This is a genomic window from Pollutimonas subterranea (assembly GCF_002849655.1).
GTDB classification, from domain to species: domain Bacteria; phylum Pseudomonadota; class Gammaproteobacteria; order Burkholderiales; family Burkholderiaceae_B; genus Pollutimonas; species Pollutimonas subterranea.
In genome coordinates, this window is record NZ_PDNW01000004.1 from 76,272 (window position 1) to 100,024 (window position 23,753).

Here is a 23,753-nt window from a genome sequence, read left to right on the forward strand (position 1 = left end):
CCTAATCGCAGCGGGCACTCATGCCGCCATCAACCACCAATTCGGTACCAGTGATGAACCGGGCTTCATCTGATGCTAAAAACAAAACTGCATTGGCCGTGTCAGTGCCATCTCCCATTAATGGCAGAGGAATTCGCTTCTGCCGTACATGCAGTAACGCTTCGACGTCTCCCTTCGATTGCTGTTTTGCCAAAAACACATCAACAAGCGGCGTGTGCAATTGGCCAGGCAAAACAGAGTTAATGCGTATCCCTTTCTTCGCAAATTCGACGGCGGCAACTTTCCCATACTGGATTACACCGGCCTTTGCAGCGGCATAACCAACCTGGGCAGCACCTGTCCAGCGAATTCCAGATGTCGACGACACGTTGACAATCGCGCCGTGCCCTTGCTTTTCCATCACAGGAAGAACTTGCTTACATGTGATGAAAACTGATGAGAGATTGATCTCAAGTTGTTTGTGCCAATCTTCTTCGGAGAGCTCGGTGGGTCCGCCTGGAATTGGGGCTCCCACGTTATTGATCAGAATGTCGATCTTCCCGTGCGATTGAACGACTTCCTGGATCAATTTCTGGACTTGACTTGAACTGGTGACGTCGCATATTCGGGGTTCAATGCGGGATCTGAACTCGCCTGCCATTTCCAAAGTCTCGGGAAGCGATTCAGGATTTTTGTCTACAGCAATTACCGTCGCACCTTCTTGGGCAAATCGAACTGCAATGGCACGGCCATTTCCCCATCCGGGGCCTACGCAGCCAGCCCCCATAATGATTGCCACTTTATTCGCCAGTCGTTCGGAGCCTGTATTTGGATTGTTCATAGTGCTTCCTTGCTGGCTATCGTGTAGCCATCGTGATGCCGCCGTCCACGATCAACTGCTGGCCCGTGATGTATCTGCTCTCGTCACTTGCCAAGAAAGCCACCGCGTTGGCAACATCCCAGCTGTCGCCCATCTTGCCGGTGGGCACTTGATTGTGGCGATGGGCGACAAAACCTTCAAAATCGCCGCCTGCGTATTTAGTTGCCAGGCGCTCGACCAGAGGAGTAAACATAAGACCCGGCACCACTGAATTCAGACGGACACCGTCTTTTGCATAAATGACGGCTGTGGTTGCGGTCATTTGCATTAGCGCAGCCTTTGCGGCGGCATAGCCGACCTGGGGCTTTCCCGCATACCTGAGGCCGGCAATGGATGATATGTTGATAATTGAGCCGCCACCAGCGGCTTGCATTAATGGGATAACGTGCTTGCAGCAAAGAAACGACGAAGTCAGATTCACCTGTAACTGATCATTCCATGCCTCCTCAGACATGGTGACCGGATCACCAGGCTCTGATCTGCCAACATTGTTCACAAGAATATCTATACGCCCATAGGTATCCATACAGGCTTTAACAAGGGCTGCGACTTGCTGGGAGTCTGTGACATCGCATTGCTGGACTTGAATTTTTCCTCCCTCGTCACTAATAACTTTGGAGGACTGCCGGGCTGCCTCGATATTCAAATCGCAGCCGTATATTGATGCGCCTTGTCTAGCCAAGACAGCCGCCGTAGCCTTGCCGTTCCCCCAGCCATCACCAAGCGTTCCACAGCCAGTTACCAGGGCGACCTTTCCATTAAGACGAAACATTTGACCTCCAGAAGTTTTCTGGGATCAAGATTAACTGCACCTATGGAAGAAGTTAAGTTCCAATTTAGATTTTATTGATAGACAAAACGAATGAATCTTTCGATCAGACAGCTGAGAATATTTGTGCTATTGGCAGAAACCCTGAGCTTTCAGAAGGCGGCAGGAATTCTCCATGTAAGCCAGCCGACATTAAGCAAGTTACTGAAGGAGATTGAAGAGTCGCTCGGTATTCAATTATTCGAAAGGAGCACTCGCGTCGTAAGACTCTCCAGGGATGGGCAGGATCTATTGCAAACCGCGAAAAGTATGACGGCGATGTACGAGAAGGGAATGTGCGATATATCGGAGAGACTGAGAGAGAAAAACAATAGGATTGCAATTGCCGCTTTACCCACCCTGGCCGCCTCTTTAATTCCCAAGCTGATTCGTAATTTAAAAAAAACCAACCCGGACGTAAGGATTCATGTTTATGATCCTGTCGCCAATGAAGTATTGGACTTGCTGCGATTGCGCAAGGTCGATATTGCCGTAACGGCGATAGGCCACGACAGACCTTCAGACCTTTTATATCAGGAACTATTCAGTGAAAGATTTGTTTTATTTCACAGCAGCAGCATTACTCTTGAAATAAAACATTGGAATGTAATTGAACTGGGTCGTCTACCACTTATAAGCATGCCGCCCGGAACAAGCGTCAGAGCATTAACTGAAACAGCATTTCAGAATGAATCGCAGACGTTCACCCCGATTTATTCGCTGCGCGATCTAAATACAATAGCGCGTTTCGTGCAGAACAATTGCGGCATTGCCTTGTTGCCTGAATCCTCATTCGATCACACGTCACAGCTCGGTATCAGTAAGACCAAGTTGAATGGGGCATTATCACGCTCGATCGGAATGTTTACTCCGAGAGACCTTCCACCAAAAGAACTGGTTCAACTGGCGTTGTCTGAATTATTGGCCCTCGGAAAAGACGGAATGGCTTTAGGCTAGGCATGTATCGCTTGCAGGAAATGGTTCGTGCCCATGGCCATCATAGGCCTGGGCACTTACTCCCGATCGCTTATTTTCAAGTGGCATCACTGGTCGCGCACCCGCCAATCACACCGTCGGACAACATCGAGTCGATCTCGTCCTGGCTGTAGCTGAGCTCCGCCAGAATGGCCTGGGTGTGAGCCCCTAATGAGGGCGGGCCTTCGCGTAACGGCAAACGCTCGCCGTCTAAGGCAATAGGCAAAAGCGCAGCCCTGGTTTCCACTGATCGTCCGGCAGAGCTTGCATCGGCGGGAATGGTTACCGGCGCCAATCCCCCTGTGTGCAGCAAATGAGGATCATCGAGCAAATCCTGTGGCCGCGTAATGGGCGCATAGGGCAGGCCCATCTTCTCGAAACGTTGGCGTAGCTCGCTTGCCGAGTACAGCGCGAATCGTTCACGCAGGATAGGCATCATCCACTCCCGCGCCTTTACTCTATCGTTATTGGTCAGCAGGCGTTTATCGTCGAACAAATCGCCGAATTCGAATTCCTGACAGAGCAAGGCCCATTGCGTATCACTGACCGCCGCGAGGAACACCTGCTCGCCATCACGCACGGCAAACACGTCGTAGACGGCCCATGCACTGATGCGGCTGGGCATGGGGGCCGCAGGCTGGCCCGTTACGGCGTACTGCATCATGTGTTGGGCGACCAGGAAGACATTGTTTTCGAATAGTGCGCTTACGACTTCTTTTCCGCGTCCTGTACGGGCACGCTCCTGCAACGACGCCAGTACGCCAATGGCGCCAAACAGGCCGCCCATGATGTCGTTGACGCTTGCACCGGCGCGCAAGGGACGGCCTTCCGGTCCCGTCATGTATGCCAGACCGCCCATCATCTGGACGACCTCGTCCAAGGCGGTGCGCTTGTCATAGGGACCAGGCAGAAAGCCCTTGTGCGACACATAAATGAGACCGGGGTTTATGGCGGATACGGTCGGGTAATCGAACCCGAGCTTGTTCATTGTCCCGCTTTTGAAGTTCTCGCTGAAGACGTCGGCGCCCGATAAAAGCTTGAGCACCACTTCCCGACCACGAGCCTCTTTCACGTTGACCGCGATGCTTTTCTTGTTGCGGTTGAACATCGGGAAAAATCCGGCGCCCGAACCAATCAATTTGCGGGTGTTGTCGCCACCAAGCGGCTCTATCTTGATCACTTCGGCGCCGAGGTCGGCCAGCACCATGCCGCAGGTTGGACCCATGACCATGTGTGTAAACTCGACGACGCGGATGCCTTCCAGGGGAAGCTGCTTAGTCATTCAAATGCTCCTGCTTGAACCCTATTGGCAAGCCAGCCTCGGGCGTCATGCCATACAGGGGCTGGCCCGGCAGGCCGGCGGCTAAGGAAATACGTGCCTCGAGCAGCTTTTCGAGATCCACTCCGGTATGTATGCCCATGGATTCGAACATGAAAACCAGGTCCTCTGTGACCACATTGCCCGAAGCGCCCGGCGCATAAGGACAGCCGCCGAGTCCGGCCAGCGAAGAATCAAAGGTTCGCACGCCTGCGTCGTAGGCGGCCAGGCAGTTTGCCAAACCCAAGCCCCTGGTATTGTGCATGTGTGCAGCACCAGCCTTGGCCCCCAATGCCGCCTGCAGCCGAGCGAACAAGCGCCTTACCTGCGCCGGATTGGCCATACCCGTGGTGTCCGATAATCCCACTTCATCGACGCCGGCTGCAACAGCAGCCTCTGCCAGCCGGATGACCTCGTCCTCATCGACCTTGCCCTGGATCGTGCAACCAAAAGCCGTCGAGATACCCACCTCGATCTTTACTTGAGCGGCGCTGCCATTGCGCAAGGCAACAATCTCTTTTACTTCGGCGAGCATCTGCTGCCGCGTTTTCCTGACATTCGCCAATGAATGCGCCTCGCTGGCGGAAACCGGAACGGTCATCTTATGTACGCCGGCCTCGATGGCCGCCTGTGCGCCACGCCGATTGGGCACAAGCGCCATGATGGTTACACCGTCGTGTTTCATGGCATGACGCACGACCTGCGCGGCATCCGCCATTTGCGGCATTAACGAGGCCGGAACGAAAGAAGCGACTTCAATCTCGCGCACGCCCGCACTTACCAGAGCATCGATCCACCGACACTTATCTGCGGTGGGCATGGTTATGGCAACGGACTGCAGGCCATCTCTTGGCCCCACTTCGCTTATCAGGACGTCATTGGATACGTTGGACATAAGGCTCTCTAAAAATGCGTGGGAATTATCTCGTCGTTATATTCTGCAAGATAGAATAGCGTTCTATTTAAGAAAAAGTATGATTGTACCCGTAGCACTTGTCAAGCCGACCCCACTATCACAAAGGTGTATCCATGCCCCGAAAAGCAGCCGTCAAATCAATCGCGGACACAAGCGCAGCCGTAGGCGGCGTGGCTGCCGTGGACCGCGCCATCAGCATACTTGCCGCATTCAGGAATGGCGATTCGGCACTGAACCTTTCCGAACTCGCAACCCGCACACGTCTTTATAAAAGTACCGTGCTGCGACTGATCACCTCGCTCGAGCACGGTGGACTGATCCAACGCCTGGACGATGGCAGCTATATCCTGGGTACCGAAGTGGGAAGGCTTTATGGAATTTACTCCAGCACCTTTTCGCTTGATCGCGTCGTAATGGCCGTGTTGCGCGAGCTGGTTGATAAAACGGGCGAAAGCGCGGCATACCATGTTATTCGCGGCGACTCCCGTCTTTGCCTGTACCGGGTAGACTCCCCACACCCAATCCGCGATCACATTCGCGCGGGCGATACGCTGCCGATCGATAAAGGCAGCGGAGGCCGGGTCTTGATCGCCTTCGACGACACCCTCAGCCAGCAATTCGCCCAGACAGACAAGGCGCTATACAAAAAAATCAGGAAGGATGGCTACCACGCCAGCGCGGGCGACCGTCTTGCCGAAGTGGCCGGGATTTCGGCACCGGTCTTTGATCAAGAAGGAAAACTGCGGGCTGCGCTCACGCTTACCATGCCTGCCCATCGCTATGACGAGCGCCACATTGCGCCCACCGTTGAAGCCGCGATACACCTGGGTCGCCTAATAAACTAGTACAAACCCTAGGCATAGGCCCTTCACCTTTACCCAGGTATGGAAATGATTTAATCTATTTATTAATAGAACGCTATTCTATAAGATAGAACAGCAGTTATTGCCACTACTATTTTCGAGGTGCTCATGTTTTCAAAATACGTCTCACGCCACATCTCCGGAATTGCGATGGCACTGGTCGCCGGCGTCTCAAGCGCAGCCGCGTCAGACTATCCCAGCAAACCGATAACCGTCGTGGTTCCTTACGCCGTCGGCGGCACTACCGATATCGTGTCGCGCATCATCGGGCAAGAGCTCGGGAAAACAACCGGCGAATCAGTCGTGGTGGAGAACCGTGCCGGTGGTGGCGGTATCATCGGATGGTCTATCGTCGCCCGGGCCAAGCCGGATGGCTACACCCTCTTGACTACCGAATCCTCCCTGGCCATGTCCACGGCGCTTAAACTGAAAATGCCATTTGATCCAAACAAGGCATTTACCCACGTTGCCATCGCCACATCGGTACCCTACGTGGTTGTGGTCAATCCAGACGTTCCGGTAACCACCGTGGAAGAACTCATCGCCTTGGCGAAAAACAAGCCGAACGAACTGTTTTATGGCTCGGGCGGCAACGGCACCAACACCCACCTTGCCGCCGAACTGTTCAAGACATTGGCCGACGTAAAAATCGATCACGTCCCCTACAAGGGAGCCGGCGCCGCCTTGAATGACGTGCTCGGTGGTCAGATCCAGATGTTGATCACCGCGCTGCCCACCGCACTGCCTCATATCAAGAGCGGGAAACTGAAGGCACTGATGGTGACCAGCGATACTCGCTCCCCCGTTCTACCCGATGTCCGCTCCGCGTCGGAGGCCGGGCTTCCAGGAATGAAGACCGAGTTCTGGGTTGGCTACGCCGTTCCCGCCGGTACGCCCCAAGACATAGTCGAAAAAATCAACGAAGCCGTTCGTACTTCGATCAACCGCCCGGACGTAAAGCAACGCATCGAAGGGCTTGGCATTTCGGTTAAAGGGCTCACTTACGAAGAGTCGGAAAAGCTCGTAGCCGACGATATCGCGCTTTGGGAAAAGACCATACGCGACGCCGACATCAAGGTTCAGTAAAAGGCATCGTCGGGCCGGCGCCCGATGAATCCATTATTTCAGTTCGCGTCCATACCGGAGAAGCAGCGTGTTCAATTTGAGTTTTACCCCGCCAACCATCGTTGAAGCTGAGGTATGGTCACGCCTTCCTGATAATTTTCGAAACGCGCGTCAGAACGATTGGGCGTTGCTCAATAAGCCGGGCCAGGAGATCGACTCGTTTATCGAGGGTCCGGCTTTTGACGCGCAAGGAAATCTCTATGTCTGCGACATTCCCTACGGTCGCATTTTCAGAATCACTTCCGGTGGCACGTGGAGCCTCATAACACAGTATGACGGATGGCCCAATGGGCTTGCCATCGACGCTGCCAATAGGATCTGGATCGCCGACCACCGCCGCGGACTTCTGCGGCTGGACCCCGACACAACAAAGATGGAAACCATTCTTGAAGGGCCTGTCCACGGCAAGCCCTTCAAAGGTCTCAATGACCTGACGTTCACCAAGAACGGCGACCTGTACTTCACGGATCAGGGACAGACAGGTCTCCATGATCCCACCGGTCGCGTGTATTGCATGACGTGCGACGGTGAACTCGTGCAGGTTCTCGACAATGTAGCCAGCCCGAACGGCTTGGCGTTCGACGTGGACGAACGCTTTCTGCACGTAGCTGCCACGCGCAGCAACAATATTTGGCGCATGCCGATTTTCAAAGGGCCTGCGGCAAGCAAAGCCAACGCTTTCCAGACTTTTTTTGGAACCAGCGGCCCTGACGGCCTGGCATTTGATAGCAAGAACGGATTGTATGTGGCTCATGCCAGCCTGCGAGGGGCCTTTCGGCTGAATCCGATGGGCGAACTTACCCACTACATCAAGTCCCCGCTCGGAACCACGGTCACCAATATTGCATTCGTGCCCGGCGAAAAGAAAGTGGTCATGACCGAATCGAGCACAGGCACGATACTGATTGCAGACGTACCCGAAACCGGGAAGCCGCTGTTCGCTTCCCTTCCTGGTGAGCGCATGCTGATTCAGTAGCCATGCGGCGCGGCGCGTCGTTTGCCCCAACAGCAAGGGTTGATCAAGTCCCGGCCGGCTCGCTCCAGGGAGCCGGCCGGGACTTGACATGCTGGCTGTAAATGCCGCTTTCCGTATCAGGGTTGCAGCGTGCCGTCCTTGTTGCGGTCCTGGCGATCGAAATCGCTCATGACGTGCTGGATGAACTCGTCTAAAGTTACTTTACCGTCCTTGTTGGCATCGATGGTGGCGAACTGATCCGACGTCATGACCTTGCCAGCTTCGGCACTGCTTAAACTGTTATTGCGATCGGTGTCGAGCTTCTTAAATGCATTGCGCATGAACTGTTCGTACTCGTCTTTGCTGACACCGCCGCTCTTGTTCTTGTCCAGCTCGGCGAAGTGTTCCGGTGTGAGTTCAAATTGTCCATTTTGGGCCAGCACAGCTGCCGGTCCGAGCAATGCCACGGAGACAGCCAGGGCAAGAATTCTTTTCATGGTCATATCCTTCATTATTTGCACCCCATGCTGTTGCCGAGATAGCCGCCGGCCCCGGCGCCGACCGCTGCAGCCGCCGTACGACCTCGTCCGCCCCCAATGGTGCTGCCTAATAGCCCGCCGATAACAGCACCACCTATTGTGCCGGCGATGCAATTGAATTCCGAGTTGTTGGAGCTACGTGAACTACCCGAATTTGACGGAGCCTGGCAAGCCGCAAGCGCGCCCAGGCTGATTACGGCAATGGCAATTGTTGCTTTATTCATGCTTTTTTCCTGCTCATGCGTTGAGCGTTGACGTTGTTGAATGAAAACGGCCGAAAGTATTGAAAAGAATGTTCTGCAAAACAAGGCGTTCTAAAAGCCGCTGAAGGCATCTACGCATCACGCTGCCGTCCTCAAGCGTTTCAGCAACACGGGGACGAACAAGAACAAGAAGGAAATCAGCAGGAAGGTCACGGACAGTGGCGTTTCGAACAGGACCGACACCTTACCCTGGCCCGCAGCCAAGGCGGTCCTGAGCTGATTTTCAGCCAGCGGCACGAGTATCAGGCCTATCAGTAGCGGCGGAATGGGAAATCCGTAAACCCGCATTGCGTAGCCGACCACACCCAACGCTGCCATCAACCCCAGATCAAATACCGAGCCCGACACTCCCCAGATCCCCATGACAGCGAAGACCAGGATACCGGCGTACAGCTGCGGCCGCGGAATCTGCAACAGCTTTACCCATATGCCGACCAAAGGCAGGTTCAGCACCAGCAGCATGACATTGCCAATGTATAGGGAGGCAATCAGGCCCCAGACCAGTTCCGGATTACTGGTGAACAGAAAAGGACCGGGCTGCAGGCCATAGTTCTGGAACGCCGCCAGGAGGATAGCCGCCGTGGCGGATGTCGGCAGCCCCAGCGTGAGCAGCGGTACCAGGATGCCGGCTGCGGACGCATTGTTGGCCGCCTCTGGTCCCGCGACGCCCTCGATGGCGCCTTTACCGAATTCATCCTTGTAGCGGCACAGCTTTTTTTCCAACGTGTAGGACAGCATGGTGGGAATTTCAGAGCCGCCGCCAGGAATCGTGCCTATCGGGAATCCGATGGCCGTACCGCGCAGCCACGGTTTCCAGGAACGGCGCCAGTCCTCACGCGTCATGAAGGCTTTGCCCTTGATGGCAACGATCTCGTCTTTTGTTGCCGAGTAGCGACTGGCCACGTACAGGATTTCCCCTATCGCAAACAGCGAAACCAGCACCACGGTCAATTCCACGCCGTCCAGCAACGCTGCATTGCCGAACGTCATACGGGGTTGCCCGGTCATGGCGTCAATGCCGATCACGCCCAGCGCCAGGCCCATGAACAGGGATACAAAGCCGCGAACCCGCGACGCGCCCATGACCACGGCCACCGACGTAAAGGCAAGTATCGTCAGTGCGAAATAGTCGGCGGGCTTGAGCAAAAAGGCCAGCTCCGCCACCACCGGCGCCGCGAACGTCAATAGCAGGGTCGCAATGGTTCCCGCCACGAAAGAACCGATAGCCGCCGTGGCCAGTGCCGCAGCGCCTCGACCGGACCGTGCCATTTTGTTGCCCTCGAGCGCGGTCATCATCGACCCCGCTTCCCCCGGCGTATTGATGAGGATGGACGTTGTCGACCCGCCATACATGGCGCCGTACAGGACACCGGCAAACATGATGAACGCCGATACCGGCCCTACCGATACCGTGACCGGCAATAACAATGCGATGGTCAGCGCAGGCCCGATACCCGGAAGGATGCCGATGGCCGTTCCCAATATTGACCCGACCAAGGCCCACATGAGATTGGTGGGCGTCAGCGCGACCTCAAAGCCTTGAAGCAACAGTGCCAGAGTATCCATTACACACCCGCCAAGGGAAAGAAACCACCCAGTTGAAGCCCCAGCCAACCGAAGAGGAACCAGCACATGGTGGCCAGCACAAACCCCACGACAAGGTCGGAGACCAGGCGCTTGGAACCAAAAGCGCGCGCCACCAGCATGAAAGACAACATTGCCGTCATCGGCAGCCCAAGCGTTTCAATGGTGAGCGCGGGTACTATGGCGCCCAGCAAGGCAGTGAAAAAAGCGCGCCGGTCCATGGATTGGCCCGGCACCGCGTTCTCGGCGTCTTCGGGTTCGAACACTTCGCCGCGCGCGATCTGGATGAGCAACAGCACGCCCAGTCCTATCAGGCCCAGGCCCACACCGGCCACGAACATTCCGGGGCCGATGGCTGCGTACTGTGCGGTCGCCGCCAAGTCGGTCGAGGCATAGAAGCAGACCGCGCCCATGAATATTACGGCCAGCCCCAGCCACCATGGGCCTTTGCGCAACAACGTCATCAACATTCCTTCACTGGTACTGCGTGATTACTTGGCCAGCCCTGCGTCTTTGAGAATCGTATTGATGCGGCTGCTTTCGCTTTCAATGAATTTACCGAAGGCGTCGCCCGGCATGAAGTAGGCATCCCAGCCCTGCTTTTTAAGTACAGCTTGCCATGCCTCGCTTTCGTTCAACCTGGTGAAGCGATCCACCCACTCCTTGTGATTGGCCTCGGGCATGTCGACCGAACCAAGAATGCCGCGCCAATTTGCAATTTCCACGTCGTAGCCGGCTTCCTTGAATGTGGGGATGTCGTCCAGCCCCTTCATGCGTTCGGCGGTCGTGATGCCCAATATGCGGATCCGGCCTTCCTGGGCGAATTGCTGGAACTCGGAAATACCGGAAATACCGGCCTTCAGCGTGCCGTTGATAATACCGATGACCGTGTCGGCGCCGCCTGCCTGCGGAATATAGTTCAGCTTGGGTACCGGCACACCGGCGCTTTGGGCCAGCAAGGCCAAGGCGATATGGTCCACGCCACCGGCCGAGCCGCCGCCAACGGCCGATGCGCCGGGGTCGCTCTTGAGCGCGGCAACGAAGTCACCCAGCGTCTTGTACGGCGAATCTGCCTTGACCGCCAGCACCAGGTACTCGGCGGTCAGGCGCGCTACCGGTTTGAATTTGCTCAGGTCAACGGGGGACTTGTTCAGCGTGATTGCACCGACGGTAATGGCACCGAATACCGCCAGGGCATCCGGCTTGCCTTTCTGTGAGCGCTGAAAATCAGACAAGCCTATCGTGCCACCAGCCCCGCCCTTATTGGAAAAATTCACCGTACCGGTGTAGATACCGGCCTGATTCATGGCCTGGAAGGCTTGCCGCCCCGTGGAATCCCAACCGCCGCCTGGATTGGCGGGCAGCATTACGCTGACCTGCGCATGCGCCGCGCCCGCGCACAGCGCGGTCATAACGGCCAACGATTTCAATAAGTGACTGACTTTCATTGCGGACTCCTCGAATTTTTTCTGATTTTCATCACACTGTGATGCCTGCCGGCAGAGTAAGCCTCCGGCTATGCACTGTCAATGCTGTTTATCTCCGCTGGCCGGCCCCAATTCTTCGCAGCAGTCGCGAACGCGGCATGGCCGACCGCTCGATCGAAGTGCAGACTCTCATGGGGCGCATCCTTCCCGAGGGTGCACGTGCCTTCCTGGCGACCCTGACGCAGCAACTTGCCCCCACTTGAGTGGCCCGGCTGCAGAGCAATGCCCCAAGCCGGGGCGTTGCTCTATTGCATTGCACCATCTCCAGGCAACTCCCGTGGTGTCACCTGATCACCAGAGTCGGCTTCCACCTGCGTGGATGGGGCCCATACCAGGGCCAACAGAGAAGATGCCGGCGCCTCAGCACCCTTCGTAAAAACTGGCACGTCTATTGCGTAATGCGTTTATGCCATTCAAGTCGCTTGAATCTGATGCATGCGATTTGAATTCATCAACATTCCGTACCAGGGGTCACGTATGAAAGCCATGTTCACAAAAGTTATCGCCGCCGGTTGCATAGCCGCCTTCACGATGGGCGCGCAGACCGCCCTGGCCGCGGATGTGCTAACTGACATCAAGGAAAAGAAGCAAATTTCCATTGGCACGGAAGCGCAATTTCCGCCATTTGAGTATATCGAAGACGGCAAAATCGTCGGCTACAGCACCGACCTGCTCGCGTTGGTGATGGAACAGTTGCCGGACGTAAAGGCGACCCGCCAGGACGTCCCGTTCCAGGCTATCCTGCCCGGCCTTGCAGCCAGGAAATTCGACTTCATCGTCACGTCGGTCACGGTCACCAAGGAACGTGCCTCCCGCTTCGCGATGACACTGCCCATTGCAGATGCGACCGTGGCGCTGGTGAGGCATGCCGGCGCCACCGAGTTCACCAGTCCTGACCAACTCAGCGGAAAAGTTGCCGGTTCGCAGGCAGGCTCCGCGCAGCTCAAGGTTCTGCAGGCGTATGACAAGAAGTTGCGTGACGAAGGCAAGCCCGGCTTGAAGGAAATTCGCGAGTACGTCTCCTTTGACGAAGCCTATGCCGATCTGGCCGCGGGCCGTCTGGAGGCAGTATCGCAGTCGCTGCCCAATCTTGCTTCATTGGTCAAGACGCGGCCTGACACCTTCAGCATTATTGAGCCGGCAATTGGCCCCAAGACGTACTACGCATGGGTCGGTCGGAAAGACCCGGGCAGCGAGTCGTTGGTGAAGCTGTTCAACGACGGCATCGCCAAGGCCAATACCAGCGGCAAGATGACCGAACTGCAGCAGAAATGGTTTGGCTTCACGATGAATGTGCCGGCAGACCACCTGCCTGAACCGACGATGTAACGCTGCAGGATGCAGCGGCGTATTTAACGACTGGAACAGTAGCAATGACGCTTATTGAACGCCTTGCCGGTTATGTGCCGGCTATCGTATCAGGGACGCTGACAACGGCTTGGCTGTCGGCCGTTGCCATTGCCGTGGGGTTTATTGCAGCGATTGCGCTGTATGTGTTTCGCACCCAAGGCGGCTCGCTGGGCAGGACTCTGGTGCATGGGTATGTGAGCTTCTTTCGCGGCACGCCGCTGCTGGTCCAGCTGCTGATGCTGTTCTATTTGCCATCGGCTCTTGGCGTCGACCTTCAACCGGAGATCGCAGCGATCGCGGCGCTCGGCTTGAATTCCGCGGCATTCCAGAGCGAAATTTTGCGCGCGGGGTTCTCGTCCATTCCCTATGCACAGCTTGAAACCGCAAGCGCATTCGGTCTCTCGCAGCGGCAGATACTTTGGAACATCCAGATTCCACAAGTGCTACGCCTGACCCAGCCCTCGCTGGTCTCGGAATCCATCGACATCATCAAAGGCTCGGCCGTATTGTCGGTCATCGCCATTGCAGACCTGATGCGGGTGGGCCGGCAACTGACGGCTGTTTCTTACCGGCCACTGGAAGTATATGTATCGGTGGCCCTGGCTTACCTGGTCCTGACCAGCCTGCTGGTATTGCTGGCCGGCTACCTCGCGAACCGCAATCAAATGGAGCGTGCGGCATGAATGTAGCGCTCATTATCGAGATTCTTCCAGCCTTTATGGCAGCGGCGCTGGTAACGCTCAAGCTGTCGCTGTTGTCGATAGCCATCGCGGCTGCGATCGGCTTCCTGCTCAATGCCGTTTGGCAGATGGCGCCCCGCGCGTTCGCTGCGCCATATCGCGCCTTCATCTGGATAGTCCGTGGCACGCCGTTCCTGGCACAGCTGTTCGTGCTGTATTTCGGGTTGCCGCAGATCGGCATTTCGTTCACGGCGTCGCAGGCAACGGTTATCGGCCTCAGCATTTATGGCAGCGCATACTTTGCGGAGATCTTCCGCGCCAGCTGGCAAGCGATCAGTCCCGGCCAGATCGAGGCGGGACGCGCGTTCGGGATGCGACCCCTGCAGGTGCTGATGAATATCCAGGCCCCCCAGGCCGTCAGGCTGGCAATTCCCATGCTCACGAACCAGGCAATTCTGATCCTGAAGGAGTCATCGGTAGCATCGATCATCACAGTGCCTGAGCTTACAAAAACAGCCGGCACCGTGGTAGCGGAGACGTTTTCCTATGCGGAACCCTACATTCTGCTGGGCCTGATCTATTGGGGCCTGGCGCTGGCGCTCGCCGCGACGGGCAAGGCCATGGAGCGGGTCACCGCTCTCAAACCATATCAAGGAGTGTGACATGAGTACTGTTTCCGTGCCTATGGTCAGCATGCGCAACGTGGGCAAGTCGTATGGCTCGAACAAGGTGCTGAAGGACTTCACCCTGGACGTACATGCCGGCGAAGTGATCAGCCTGATCGGGCCATCGGGTTCCGGCAAGACGACCGCGCTGCGATGCATGAACTTTCTCGAAGCATACGACCAAGGCGAGATCCGCGTTCGCGGCGCCCTGCTGGGCTATGACATCGACGCCCATGGCCAGCGGCGGCGCGAAAGCGAACGCGGTATCGAAGAGGTGCGTGCGCCGCTGGCCATGGTCTTCCAGCAATTCAACCTCTGGCCCCATATGCGCGTCATTGAAAACATCACCGCTCCGCTGACACTGGTAAAAGGAATGCGCAAAGAGGCGGCGTGCAAGCGCGCCATGAAGGTGCTTGAGCGTGTCGGCATGGCTGCCAAGGCGCACTCGTATCCCAACCAGTTGAGCGGCGGGCAACAGCAGCGCGTCGGTATCGCCCGCGCGCTGGCCGTGCAGCCCGAGGTGATGCTGCTCGATGAACCTACTTCCGCGCTGGATCCCGAACTCGTTGACGAGGTGCTGGAAGTAATTCTTTCGCTGGCACGCGAAGGCATGACGATGATCATGGTGACGCACGAGATGGAGTTCGCGGCGAAGGTATCGAGCCGTGTGGTCTTCATGGAAGACGGCCGCATTGTCGAGACTGGTTCGCCAGACACGATTTTCCACAAGCCGGAAACAGACCGGCTGCGTGTGTTCCTGAAGCGATGGTTCGCACGCCAGGCGTCCGGCGAAGACCTTACTTGCGCCCCGGCAGCCGGGGTCCCGAACTCCACGCACCGTCTACCTTGCCATTCAACAAGCGCGGGCCAAGTTGCCTGATGCACACTTACTGACTGTACCTAGAAAGGACCTGACATGACAACCGAAACACTTGCCCCCGCCATCGTCGACAATAGCGAGCCGGCCGGCGTCAACAACACACTGCGCGCGCCCATCTCCACGGACGGTACGCCGGAACTCGGCAAGACCTATGAAGTGCCCGCGCGTATGGGCCGAGCCGTCCGGGTCGCGGCGGGGCAAACCATACGCATCACCAATACTCATGGCACGCAGGTGTGCGACATGTGGGCGTTCAACGTCAACAGCATGAACGAATTCCTGTCCATGGAACACTTTCGCGCCTGGGTTGACCGCGTCAACCCGCAGCCCGGCGACGCCATGGTGACGAATCACCGCCGTCCCATCCTTACTTTCAAGACCGACACCTCGCCCGGCGTGCACGACACATTGATCGCGCCCTGCGACATCCACCGCTACCGCACCCTGGGTGTCGAGGAATACCACGACAGCTGCGCGGACAACCTGCGCCTTGCATTGAAGGCCATCGGCCTGCGCACCCGCGAAGTGCCCGGCTCGCTGAACCTGTGGATGAACATTCCCTTCGACGCCCAAGGCGGTATCCAGTGGCAGACGACCGTCAGCCAACCCGGCGATTATGTCGAATTCGTCGCTGTCATGGACTGCGTAGTGGTCATGTCCTCGTGTCCTCAAGACATTATCGTGATCAACAGCAACAAGCCCATGCCTGTTCATTTCACGGTGTTCTAAGCAATGGAGCCAAGTCCGATCCTGCTTGCGGGCGGCCGCATACGGCATGCCCGCAGTATGCAGGGGCTGACACTGAAAGCGCTGGCGGCCGTGGCGGGCTGCTCCGAAAGCATGATCTCGAAGATCGAGCGCGGCGTGGCCATGCCCTCGATCTCGACCCTGCATCGCGTGGCACGCGCGCTGGGCACCAACATTGCCGAACTTACCAGCCAGGATGAAGCCCCCTTCTCGCCCATCATGCGCGCCCATGACCGACGGATCGCCAGCTTCGGCGACGGACAGTTGAACATTCACCTGGAGCGGCTGATGATGCCAGTGCGCGGTCAGCTGCTCCAGGGAGACATTCACGTGCTCGACGGCAAGACTGATTTCGAGGAAGCGATTTCCCACCCCGGCGAAGAGTTCGGCTATCTGCTCGAAGGCAGCATCGAACTGTGGGTGGACGGCATCAGTTATTTCCTTGAAGAAAAGGACTCGTTCTACTTTTCAAGTGAGCTACCGCACCGCTACCGCAATCCCAACCCAACACGGGCACGTATCCTCTGGATCAATACACCCCCCACTTTCTGAGCATCCACCATGCAAGCCACCGACAACACCTCACACTCGCTTCCTCGGTACAGCGGCATTCCCACTTTTATGCGAGCGCCGTTCAGCCAGGACCTGAACGCCTTTGACATCGGCATTGCCGGCGTGCCCTTCGACGGCGGCGTCACCGCGCGCACCGGTGCTCGCTATGGCCCCCGCGAGATCCGCAACATGTCTTCCATGACGCGCGCCATTCACCACGTCACCGGTTTCAATCCATTCGCCGCCTGCCGTATCGCCGACGTCGGCGATGTGCCGTTCACGGATTTGTTTCATCTGGAACACTCGCTCGATGATATTCGCCGCTTTTTCGTGCCGTTCTTTGCCGCCGGCAAGAAAATGCTAACCGCCGGCGGCGATCACTCCATTACCTTCCCGATTCTGCAGGCCGTCCGACCCGCACAGCCGCTGGGTCTTATCCATATCGACGCCCATACCGATACCTGGGACGCCTTTTCCGGTTCGAAATTCACCCACGGTTCACCCTTCAGGCGTGCCGTGGAAGCGGGCCTGATCGATCCGCACAAGACCGTACAAATCGGCATACGCGGCGCACAGAACTCCGACACCGGCTGGAAGTTCTCGCACGAATCCGGCATGCGCGTCATCTTCATTGAAGAATTCGAACGCATGGGTGTGGACGCCGTCGTTGCCGAAGCCCGGCGAGTGGTCGGCCACGATGCGACTTATCTTTCATTGGATATCGACGGACTGGATCCGGTTTTCGCACCCGGCACGGGCACACCCGAAGTCGGCGGAATCACCTCGCGCGAAGCATTGCAGCTGCTACGTGGCCTGGCCGGCTTGAACATCATGAGCGCCGATCTGGTTGAGGTGGCGCCGCCCTATGACCCAAGCGGGAACACGGCACTGCTGGCCGCCACGCTGATGTACGAGGAGTTGTGCTTGCTGGCCGGCTAGCTGGGCTGCAGGCCATGATGCACGACAAAGCAACGCTACACATACCAACGGAACATATCCATGCCGGCAATCATTGTTGAACCACTTACACCCGATACATTCAAACCGTTTGGCGATGTCATTCATATGCCGGCCGAGCCGGGACGGATCTACTTCGATGAGGCATTGGGTACTCTGCGCAGCCATGCACGAGCCAGCTTGTCCACAATCAGGTGCGCGCCGTCACCGTCTCTTCCCTTCCGGGTGGAGACGTTGGAACGCCACGAGTTTTCTTCTCAGACGTTCGTCGCCATCGATGCGGAATGTTGGTTAATCATTGTGGCGCCGCACTCGTTGGATGGCGGTCCGGACACCAGCCGCGCCCGGGCCTTTTTGGCTACATACCAGCAGGGTGTGACATATCGGGCCAACACCTGGCATCACGCACTGACCGTGTTCGACAAACCGGCGCAGTTCGCCATATACATGTGGAGTGACGGCACATCAGGCGATGAAGAATTTATGCAGGTGCGCCCTTTCACCGTAATCGCTGGCCCCGACGGAATTGACTCTGGAATAGTGGGCGTTCCCTGACAATTTTGGACAGCCATTTACTTTCATCGCATCCACTACCAGTACAATTCGCTCTCGACAGGCGCAGCACAACTGCGTCATCGAAGAGGTAAATCCGGACACTGCCCTCCAACCCTGGGTAACCATCAACCGAACGCTGCGCCTCATCCTGCGCTGACAGCGAGCCTTGAATCGACACGGCCTCCCACCCGTCATTGCCGCGTCGCTCCTATGTGTTTTTTATTGTTCAGTACAGAATCCAACAAAAGGTGCTTCATGTCCAAGCGACTCAACTTACTCACGGGCCTTATGGCGTTTGCCCTTGCCAGCGCAGCCGGCCTCGCCCATGCCGCTTATCCAGAACGACCCATCAATCTGGTCGTACCGTTTCCACCCGGTCAGGCCACCGATATTTTTGCGCGTATGGTGGCGGAGGAACTGGCCAAAGAAGTAGGCCAGCCCGTGATCGTAGAAAACAAGGCGGGCGCGGGAAGCAATATTGGTATGCAGCACGTCGCCCGCGCCAAGCCGGACGGCTATACCCTTGCGGTCGGAGGCAGCGCCGGCGCCGTCAATCAGACGCTGTACAGCAATCCAGGGTATTCCTTGAAGGACGACTTCAAGCCGGTGGGCGGAATATTCACCGTTCCGCTGATTTTCCTGGCCAATCCAAAAAGCGGTATCGACTCCCTGTCCGACCTTATCGCCAAGGCCAAGGCCAAGCCCGATGAGTTGGCGTATGCCAGCGCCGGCATTGGCGGAACGCAACATCTGTCCGCGGAAATGCTCAAGGCTGACGCCAGCATCGAACTGCGTCACATCCCTTACAAAGGCAGCGGTCCGGCACAAGCAGACTTCCTGGGCAACCATGTGCCCCTGATGGTGGACTCCGTCACGGCCGCCCTGCCCCACCTGCAATCCAAATCCGCGGTGCCGCTGGCGGTCACCACGCGTGAACGGGTGGCACAATTGCCCGACGTACCGACCGTCGCCGAATCGGGCTACCCGAGCTTCGAGGCCGTTGGCTGGGCCATGATTTTTGCACCGGCCGGCACGCCTGACGATGTGGTGACGTTTCTAAATCAGAAAATCAACGCGATTCTTGAGTCGCCCGAGATGGCGAAGGCGCTCAGTACGCGAGGTGGCCAGCCGCTTGTGTATACGCCGGAAAAGGGACAGCAATTCGTCACCGACGAGATCGAGAAATGGGGCAAGGCAGTCAAGCGGTCTGGAGCTTCCGTCGACTGATCTGTATTCGGTCGCCGGCCCTGCACAAGCCTAATTCGTGGTCAACCTTGCGGTGGTCCGGCCCTTAGCCGCCCTTGCTTGCGCTGACCACGTACTCTGCCACTGCGTTCAGGTCATCTTCGCTTAGGCTGTCCGCAAACGAAGGCATCACGCCTACGCCGTCTATCAAGGCGCGACGCACCTGTTCCAGCTCCGGCTTGAGGTCATCCAGGTTAGGGCCGATGGCCCCCTCGGCGCCGGCATCTGCCAAGGTATGGCACACGGCACAGGCAGGCACTGCCTGCGTCTGAAACAAGGCCTTGCCGCGGGCCAGTGTGGCGGAATCGGCACTGCCATCGGCGATACAAGGGCCTGCGGCGCCCGCCAGCGCGAGCGCCGCAATACTTACTGCGAATTTCATCTCTGTCATTCCGGAAAAAGCTTAGGCGACGTCTATCGTAACCATGTGGTCACGCCAGCTATTGTTCATATACCCGCGATTATTTTCCTTGCGCATTTCGGGCTGGGACGTGCCGTCTGCATTCGTAACCCGGCTGGCGAGCTCATATTTGCCGGGCTTCAGGTCGGCGGCCAGCACGAAGCCGCGCCAGGCATATTTGCCCAAATCCGGCCCGGTAAGCGTAGCCTCTTGCCAGTCCTTACCGCCATTGACGGAGACCTCGACCTTCTTGGCTTCACTCATGCCGCCCATGGCAACACCACTGATCTGGACGCGGCCGGCCTTCACCGGTACGCCGGGATCCGAGGGCAGAGTGACCCAGGACTTAGGGTCCATTTCCCAGATCGAATCGAATTCCGGGGTGCCCTTCACGCCTATGGGTGAGAAACGGTAGCTGCTCTGCTGAATGTTGGCGGGCGATTGCTCCTTGGTGAAGGCGACATGCTTGACGTACTTCACGTTATTCACACCCGCATAGCCCGGCACAATGACACGCAGCGGGCCACCATGGGCCAATGGCAAGGGTTCGCCATTGGCCTCCCAGGCAAGAATCGCGTCTTCGATACCAGACACTGGTACCGAACGCTCCACCATGATGCTCTTGGGATCCAGGCCAGGCGGAATCTCTTCGCCGCCGGTACTGGTCATATAGACCATGCCATCGGCCATACCGCCCGTGGCCTCAAGAACAGCCTTGACAGGAACACCGGTAAAGATCACGCAGCCAGCGGCACCCACCGTCCACTGCGTGCCGCTAGGTTTATGCTCGGAAAAGCCCCTGCCATTGCCGGAACACTGCAATACGATGGTGACCGAGGCCAGCCCCAGCGACTTGAGTTCTGCCACGGTAAAGCTGCGCGGGGATTTGACGCCGCTGACCTCCAGCTTCCAGGCGTCCGGATCCTTCATGATATCTTCGGACGGCGGCGCAATATTGTTCCGGATGTACAGCCTGTCCAGCGGAGTGATGCCGCTGGAGCCAAAGGCGTTGCGGCGTGTTTCGATGGTGTTGGCGCTGTGGACGATCATGCTGTCGGCATCTTTCCACTTGGCATACGGGGGCAAGGGCTTGGCACTGGATACCGGGCCGGGCGCGGACTTGGCGGCGGGTTCGGTGGAGTCGGCCAATGCCAAGCCGCCACCAAGGCCGGCCCAGGCTACTGCACCGCTCGCGGTGATAAGCATGCGCCGACGTGTGATGTCCGTAGATGTTTTCATAAAGGTTCTCCTTTTTTTGGCGGATAGCGGCAAGTGACTGTTATTGTTTTTCGCTATGAACTTATAACTTATAACCATAACGACAGCAAGGCTTTAAGCTAAAGAGCGTTACTGCAGGCCGATACTTCTACCTCATTGCAATCGACTGTAGTGCATGCTTTCATCTTCTATACGATCAGGGAATATGGGTTTTCGAGCAAGCCCTTTAGCTCCGCCAGAAAGGTTGCGGCAAGGGCGCCGTCTATTGCCCGATGGTCTGCTGACATCGTAACCGTCATGACGCGGCCAATAGCAAGCACGTCGTCCCGTATGATGGGCCGTTTCTCCACGGCGCCGAAGGCCAGGATAGCGGCTTGCGGCGGATTGATGATCGCCGCAAACGCCTTGATGCCCTGCATGCCCAGGTTGGATATCGTCAGCCCTCCGCCTTCATAATCCGCAGGCGCCAATCGTCCTGCTCTTGCCCGGCCAACGAAAGCGCGAAGCTCCCGGGAGATATTCCCGAGGCTTTTGCGGTCCGCATCCCTGACGACAGGAGTTACCAGGCCCTTTGCCGTGGACACGGCCACACTTATATCGATCGCGCTGTTTTGCTGCATGGCGTCGGCGGCCCAACGCACATTCACACTCGGAACTCTTGCCATCGTCCGCGCCACCACATAGACCAGTACATCGTTGATCGTGATGTTCAAGTCTTGGCCGGCGTTGGCTAGCGTGCCGTTTATGTGCGCCCGCATCTCCCATAGCGCGTCCATGTTGCAGTCGACGGCGAGATAAAAATGCGGAATCTGCTGCTTTGCTTCCTGCAAGCGTCGCGCGATGGTCTTGCGCATAGTGCTGTGCGGAATTTGCTCTGCGTGCGTTGCCAGCTCCGGCGCGGACGATCGGCGCATCGCTGGTGGCGCAGGCGTTGGGGCCGGGACAGACGCAGTACGCGCAGCCGCAGCTTCGACGTCGACACGAACGACCCGCCCCCCCGGGCCGCTGCCTTTCAAGGCCGTGACATCGACGTCGGCCTGGCGAGCCAATCGCCGTGCCGACGGGCTGGCGAAATGACGAGGAAAGTCCGTCGCAGGCGCGATGTCCTTCGGCTGGATTTGTGCCGAATTCGACAATACTGCGATTACCTCGCCAGTGGCCACTTCAACGTCACCTGCCTCGACGACAATCTCCTGCAGGACGCCTTCATCGAAAGCCTCGACTTCGATCACGGCCTTATCGGTTTCGACCTCGGCCAGGATATCGCCGGCGGACACCTTGTCTCCTTTCTGCTTCAGCCACTGAATAATTTTTCCGTGGGACGTGCCTGCGCCGACACCGGGCATCAGAACTTGTATGGTCATTGCACCAGTCTCCTGTCAATCCGATAAATTAGCGATGCTTTCGATATAGGCAGCCGCATCGCGAATGTCCGCGACGACGGCGTCGCGCGCAGCCTGCCCGTCCCGGGCAAGCAACGCCCGCAGCAATTGGCCGTGATGGTCGAACGACTCCCACTTTTCGGAGCGCCTGTCTTTGGTGCTCATGCTCAATGCGAACACTGGCGCGATCTGCGTCCAGATATTCTCGATCATCGTCTCGAGCATGGGCATTTCCGCTGCGGCATACAACGTGAAGTGAATCTCACGATTCGCCTCAATGACGGCAACCATATCAAGCTTCTTCTGGCGGCCCAGGCGGTCAAATTTCCGCACGTACCCCTTGATTTGGGTGATGGTCTGCTGATCCATATGCCCGACGGCTTCTTCGGCCGCAAAACCTTCGAGACAGCAGCGCAACTTGACGATCTCGCGAAATTTTCGAAGCTTGGGCTTGAACACGCGCAAGCCCCGATTCGGCAGCATGTCCAGCGCGCCTTCGATGACCAGCCGAGTCACCGCGTCGCGCACCGGCATGGGGCTTGTGCCAAGCACGTTGGCCAACCCGCGCAACGTCACCTTCTCGCCGGGCGGAATAGACCCCGACAGCAGCAGTCGCTTGATATCGAGATATACCTTGTCCGCCATCGTCGTTCTTTCCTGACGCGGCAACAAACCTTCCAACATACTGCTCATAAAATTCCAGGTTCAATTCATATAGACGCCGCCGTTCACGTCCAGGATGGTTCCGCATATGTAGCTGGCGGCATCAGAACATAGAAAGGCGATAGGCAATGCAATCTCGCGGGGCGAGGCCATCCGGCCCAGCGGAATGGCCTGCTCGTCAAAGACCTGGTCGCGCACCATATTGGTGGCTGTGGCACCTGGGGCGACGGCATTTACCGTAATACCATAGGGGGCCGCCTTCCTCGCCAACCACTTGACCAGAGCGTTGATGCCACCCTTGGCGATAACATAGTGCGGGCTTGCCCTGAGACCGCCCATGCGCCCCGCCACAGACGATACCAGGACCATACGGCCGCCGCGCTGCTGCATCATTTTATCGAGTCCCGGACGCAGCAAGTTGATGACGCCCAGCGCATTGATGTCGACCGTTTCATGGAATACGTCGTCCCAGTCTGGATCATTCCAGTCATCCCAGGGGCAGTAGCCCGCATTCGCCACGATAACGTCCAGCCGCGGCACGCGCTGCAGAAAGTCCTCGCACGCCTTTCGGTCGCGGACATCGAAAGCACAGGTCTGCACCGACGCGCCAGCGGCTCGCAATTCGCCGGCTATTTCAAGGGGATCCTCGCGGTCGGCCAATATCAGGCTGGCGCCCAGACCGGCACACACCCTTGCTGTCTCCGAGCCTATGCCGCCCGCCGCGCCAGTGATAACCACCACTTTTCCAGTCAATGAGAAAGGCATAT

Annotated in this window: 27 protein-coding genes; 13 read left to right on the forward strand and 14 right to left on the reverse strand. The window is 57.4% G+C overall.

Going from position 1 to position 23,753, the window contains the following annotated elements:
• Window position 1: 1 nt before the first annotated feature.
• Together CR159_RS06215 and CR159_RS06220 are read right to left on the reverse strand one after the other, a co-directional pair.
• Window positions 2-820: an SDR family NAD(P)-dependent oxidoreductase gene (locus CR159_RS06215; RefSeq protein ID WP_102073146.1), complete on the reverse strand. Its 819-nt coding sequence runs from the start codon at window positions 818-820 to the stop codon at window positions 2-4.
• A 16-nt stretch (window positions 821-836) separates the two neighbouring features.
• Window positions 837-1,631 (reverse strand): SDR family NAD(P)-dependent oxidoreductase, encoded by a 795-nt coding sequence (locus tag CR159_RS06220; RefSeq protein WP_102073147.1) that lies wholly within the window; start codon window positions 1,629-1,631, stop codon window positions 837-839.
• Window positions 1,632-1,721: 90 nt separating this feature from the next.
• Here CR159_RS06220 and CR159_RS06225 point away from each other — a divergent pair, with 90 nt between their 5' ends.
• Complete coding sequence (locus tag CR159_RS06225; protein WP_102073148.1) at window positions 1,722-2,624, forward strand: LysR family transcriptional regulator; 903 nt, start codon at window positions 1,722-1,724, stop codon at window positions 2,622-2,624.
• A gap of 76 nt (window positions 2,625-2,700) precedes the next feature.
• Here the strand turns inward: CR159_RS06225 and CR159_RS06230 are convergent, their stop codons facing one another.
• Window positions 2,701-3,924 carry a CaiB/BaiF CoA transferase family protein gene (locus CR159_RS06230; RefSeq protein WP_102073149.1) on the reverse strand — a complete coding sequence of 408 codons (1,224 nt, stop codon included), beginning with the start codon at window positions 3,922-3,924 and terminating at the stop codon, window positions 2,701-2,703.
• Window positions 3,917-4,855, reverse strand: coding sequence for a hydroxymethylglutaryl-CoA lyase (locus CR159_RS06235; protein WP_102073150.1), 939 nt, complete (start codon window positions 4,853-4,855; stop codon window positions 3,917-3,919). The genes CR159_RS06230 and CR159_RS06235 overlap by 8 nt, the downstream gene beginning before the upstream one ends.
• A gap of 134 nt (window positions 4,856-4,989) precedes the next feature.
• Here CR159_RS06235 and CR159_RS06240 point away from each other — a divergent pair, with 134 nt between their 5' ends.
• From CR159_RS06240 to CR159_RS06250, 3 genes are all read left to right on the forward strand, one after another.
• Complete coding sequence (locus CR159_RS06240) at window positions 4,990-5,721, forward strand: IclR family transcriptional regulator (protein ID WP_102073151.1); 732 nt, start codon at window positions 4,990-4,992, stop codon at window positions 5,719-5,721.
• A gap of 126 nt (window positions 5,722-5,847) precedes the next feature.
• The gene (locus tag CR159_RS06245; RefSeq protein ID WP_102073152.1) at window positions 5,848-6,825 is read left to right on the forward strand and encodes a Bug family tripartite tricarboxylate transporter substrate binding protein; all 978 of its coding nucleotides are present in this window, start codon (window positions 5,848-5,850) and stop codon (window positions 6,823-6,825) included.
• A 67-nt stretch (window positions 6,826-6,892) separates the two neighbouring features.
• Complete coding sequence (locus CR159_RS06250) at window positions 6,893-7,840, forward strand: SMP-30/gluconolactonase/LRE family protein (RefSeq protein ID WP_233208196.1); 948 nt, start codon at window positions 6,893-6,895, stop codon at window positions 7,838-7,840.
• A 116-nt stretch (window positions 7,841-7,956) separates the two neighbouring features.
• Here CR159_RS06250 and CR159_RS06255 read toward each other — a convergent pair whose 3' ends face one another.
• From CR159_RS06255 to CR159_RS06275, 5 genes are all read right to left on the reverse strand, one after another.
• Window positions 7,957-8,316, reverse strand: a complete 360-nt coding sequence (locus CR159_RS06255; RefSeq protein ID WP_102073355.1) for an EF-hand domain-containing protein — start codon at window positions 8,314-8,316, stop codon at window positions 7,957-7,959.
• Between the two features lie 14 nt (window positions 8,317-8,330).
• Window positions 8,331-8,582, reverse strand: a complete 252-nt coding sequence (locus CR159_RS22150; RefSeq protein WP_102073153.1) for a glycine zipper 2TM domain-containing protein — start codon at window positions 8,580-8,582, stop codon at window positions 8,331-8,333.
• Window positions 8,583-8,699: 117 nt separating this feature from the next.
• On the reverse strand, window positions 8,700-10,187 hold the full coding sequence (locus tag CR159_RS06265) for a tripartite tricarboxylate transporter permease (RefSeq protein ID WP_102073154.1): 1,488 nt from the start codon (window positions 10,185-10,187) through the stop codon (window positions 8,700-8,702).
• Window positions 10,187-10,669, reverse strand: coding sequence for a tripartite tricarboxylate transporter TctB family protein (locus tag CR159_RS06270; RefSeq protein ID WP_102073155.1), 483 nt, complete (start codon window positions 10,667-10,669; stop codon window positions 10,187-10,189). Before CR159_RS06270 ends, CR159_RS06265 begins: the two co-directional genes overlap by 1 nt.
• Before the next feature lie 27 nt (window positions 10,670-10,696).
• Window positions 10,697-11,653, reverse strand: a complete 957-nt coding sequence (locus CR159_RS06275) for a Bug family tripartite tricarboxylate transporter substrate binding protein (protein ID WP_102073156.1) — start codon at window positions 11,651-11,653, stop codon at window positions 10,697-10,699.
• A gap of 525 nt (window positions 11,654-12,178) precedes the next feature.
• Here CR159_RS06275 and CR159_RS06285 point away from each other — a divergent pair.
• From CR159_RS06285 to CR159_RS06325, 9 genes are all read left to right on the forward strand, one after another.
• Entirely contained in the window at window positions 12,179-13,021 is an 843-nt protein-coding gene (locus tag CR159_RS06285; RefSeq protein WP_102073356.1) for a transporter substrate-binding domain-containing protein, read from the forward strand.
• A gap of 44 nt (window positions 13,022-13,065) precedes the next feature.
• A complete protein-coding gene (locus tag CR159_RS06290; RefSeq protein ID WP_102073157.1) occupies window positions 13,066-13,725 on the forward strand; it encodes an amino acid ABC transporter permease in 660 nt (219 codons plus the stop codon).
• Window positions 13,722-14,384 (forward strand): amino acid ABC transporter permease, encoded by a 663-nt coding sequence (locus CR159_RS06295; protein WP_102073158.1) that lies wholly within the window; start codon window positions 13,722-13,724, stop codon window positions 14,382-14,384. Before CR159_RS06290 ends, CR159_RS06295 begins: the two co-directional genes overlap by 4 nt.
• A 1-nt stretch (window position 14,385) precedes the next feature.
• On the forward strand, window positions 14,386-15,267 hold the full coding sequence (locus tag CR159_RS06300; protein ID WP_102073159.1) for an amino acid ABC transporter ATP-binding protein: 882 nt from the start codon (window positions 14,386-14,388) through the stop codon (window positions 15,265-15,267).
• A gap of 36 nt (window positions 15,268-15,303) precedes the next feature.
• On the forward strand, window positions 15,304-15,996 hold the full coding sequence (locus tag CR159_RS06305; RefSeq protein ID WP_102073160.1) for a DUF1989 domain-containing protein: 693 nt from the start codon (window positions 15,304-15,306) through the stop codon (window positions 15,994-15,996).
• Between the two features lie 3 nt (window positions 15,997-15,999).
• Entirely contained in the window at window positions 16,000-16,566 is a 567-nt protein-coding gene (locus CR159_RS06310) for a cupin domain-containing protein (RefSeq protein WP_102073161.1), read from the forward strand.
• A gap of 9 nt (window positions 16,567-16,575) precedes the next feature.
• Complete coding sequence (gene speB / locus CR159_RS06315) at window positions 16,576-17,505, forward strand: agmatinase (protein ID WP_102073162.1); 930 nt, start codon at window positions 16,576-16,578, stop codon at window positions 17,503-17,505.
• A 60-nt stretch (window positions 17,506-17,565) separates the two neighbouring features.
• Window positions 17,566-18,078, forward strand: coding sequence for an ureidoglycolate lyase (locus CR159_RS06320; protein WP_102073163.1), 513 nt, complete (start codon window positions 17,566-17,568; stop codon window positions 18,076-18,078).
• Between the two features lie 255 nt (window positions 18,079-18,333).
• Window positions 18,334-19,305 carry a Bug family tripartite tricarboxylate transporter substrate binding protein gene (locus tag CR159_RS06325; RefSeq protein ID WP_102073164.1) on the forward strand — a complete coding sequence of 324 codons (972 nt, stop codon included), beginning with the start codon at window positions 18,334-18,336 and terminating at the stop codon, window positions 19,303-19,305.
• 64 nt (window positions 19,306-19,369) lie between these two features.
• On the opposite strand, the gene sorU is transcribed toward CR159_RS06325, so the two are convergent.
• The 5 genes from sorU to CR159_RS06350 all read right to left on the reverse strand — a co-directional run bounded on the left by sorU (window position 19,370) and on the right by CR159_RS06350 (window position 23,751).
• Window positions 19,370-19,705: a SorU family sulfite dehydrogenase c-type cytochrome subunit gene (sorU, locus tag CR159_RS06330; protein ID WP_199173252.1), complete on the reverse strand. Its 336-nt coding sequence runs from the start codon at window positions 19,703-19,705 to the stop codon at window positions 19,370-19,372.
• A 21-nt stretch (window positions 19,706-19,726) separates the two neighbouring features.
• Window positions 19,727-20,962, reverse strand: coding sequence for a SorT family sulfite dehydrogenase catalytic subunit (gene sorT / locus CR159_RS06335; protein WP_102073166.1), 1,236 nt, complete (start codon window positions 20,960-20,962; stop codon window positions 19,727-19,729).
• A 167-nt stretch (window positions 20,963-21,129) separates the two neighbouring features.
• Window positions 21,130-22,305 (reverse strand): dihydrolipoamide acetyltransferase family protein, encoded by a 1,176-nt coding sequence (locus CR159_RS06340; protein WP_102073167.1) that lies wholly within the window; start codon window positions 22,303-22,305, stop codon window positions 21,130-21,132.
• Between the two features lie 15 nt (window positions 22,306-22,320).
• Window positions 22,321-23,016: a GntR family transcriptional regulator gene (locus tag CR159_RS06345; protein ID WP_102073168.1), complete on the reverse strand. Its 696-nt coding sequence runs from the start codon at window positions 23,014-23,016 to the stop codon at window positions 22,321-22,323.
• A gap of 12 nt (window positions 23,017-23,028) precedes the next feature.
• Window positions 23,029-23,751, reverse strand: a complete 723-nt coding sequence (locus tag CR159_RS06350; protein ID WP_102073357.1) for an SDR family NAD(P)-dependent oxidoreductase — start codon at window positions 23,749-23,751, stop codon at window positions 23,029-23,031.
• Window positions 23,752-23,753 lie beyond the last annotated feature (2 nt).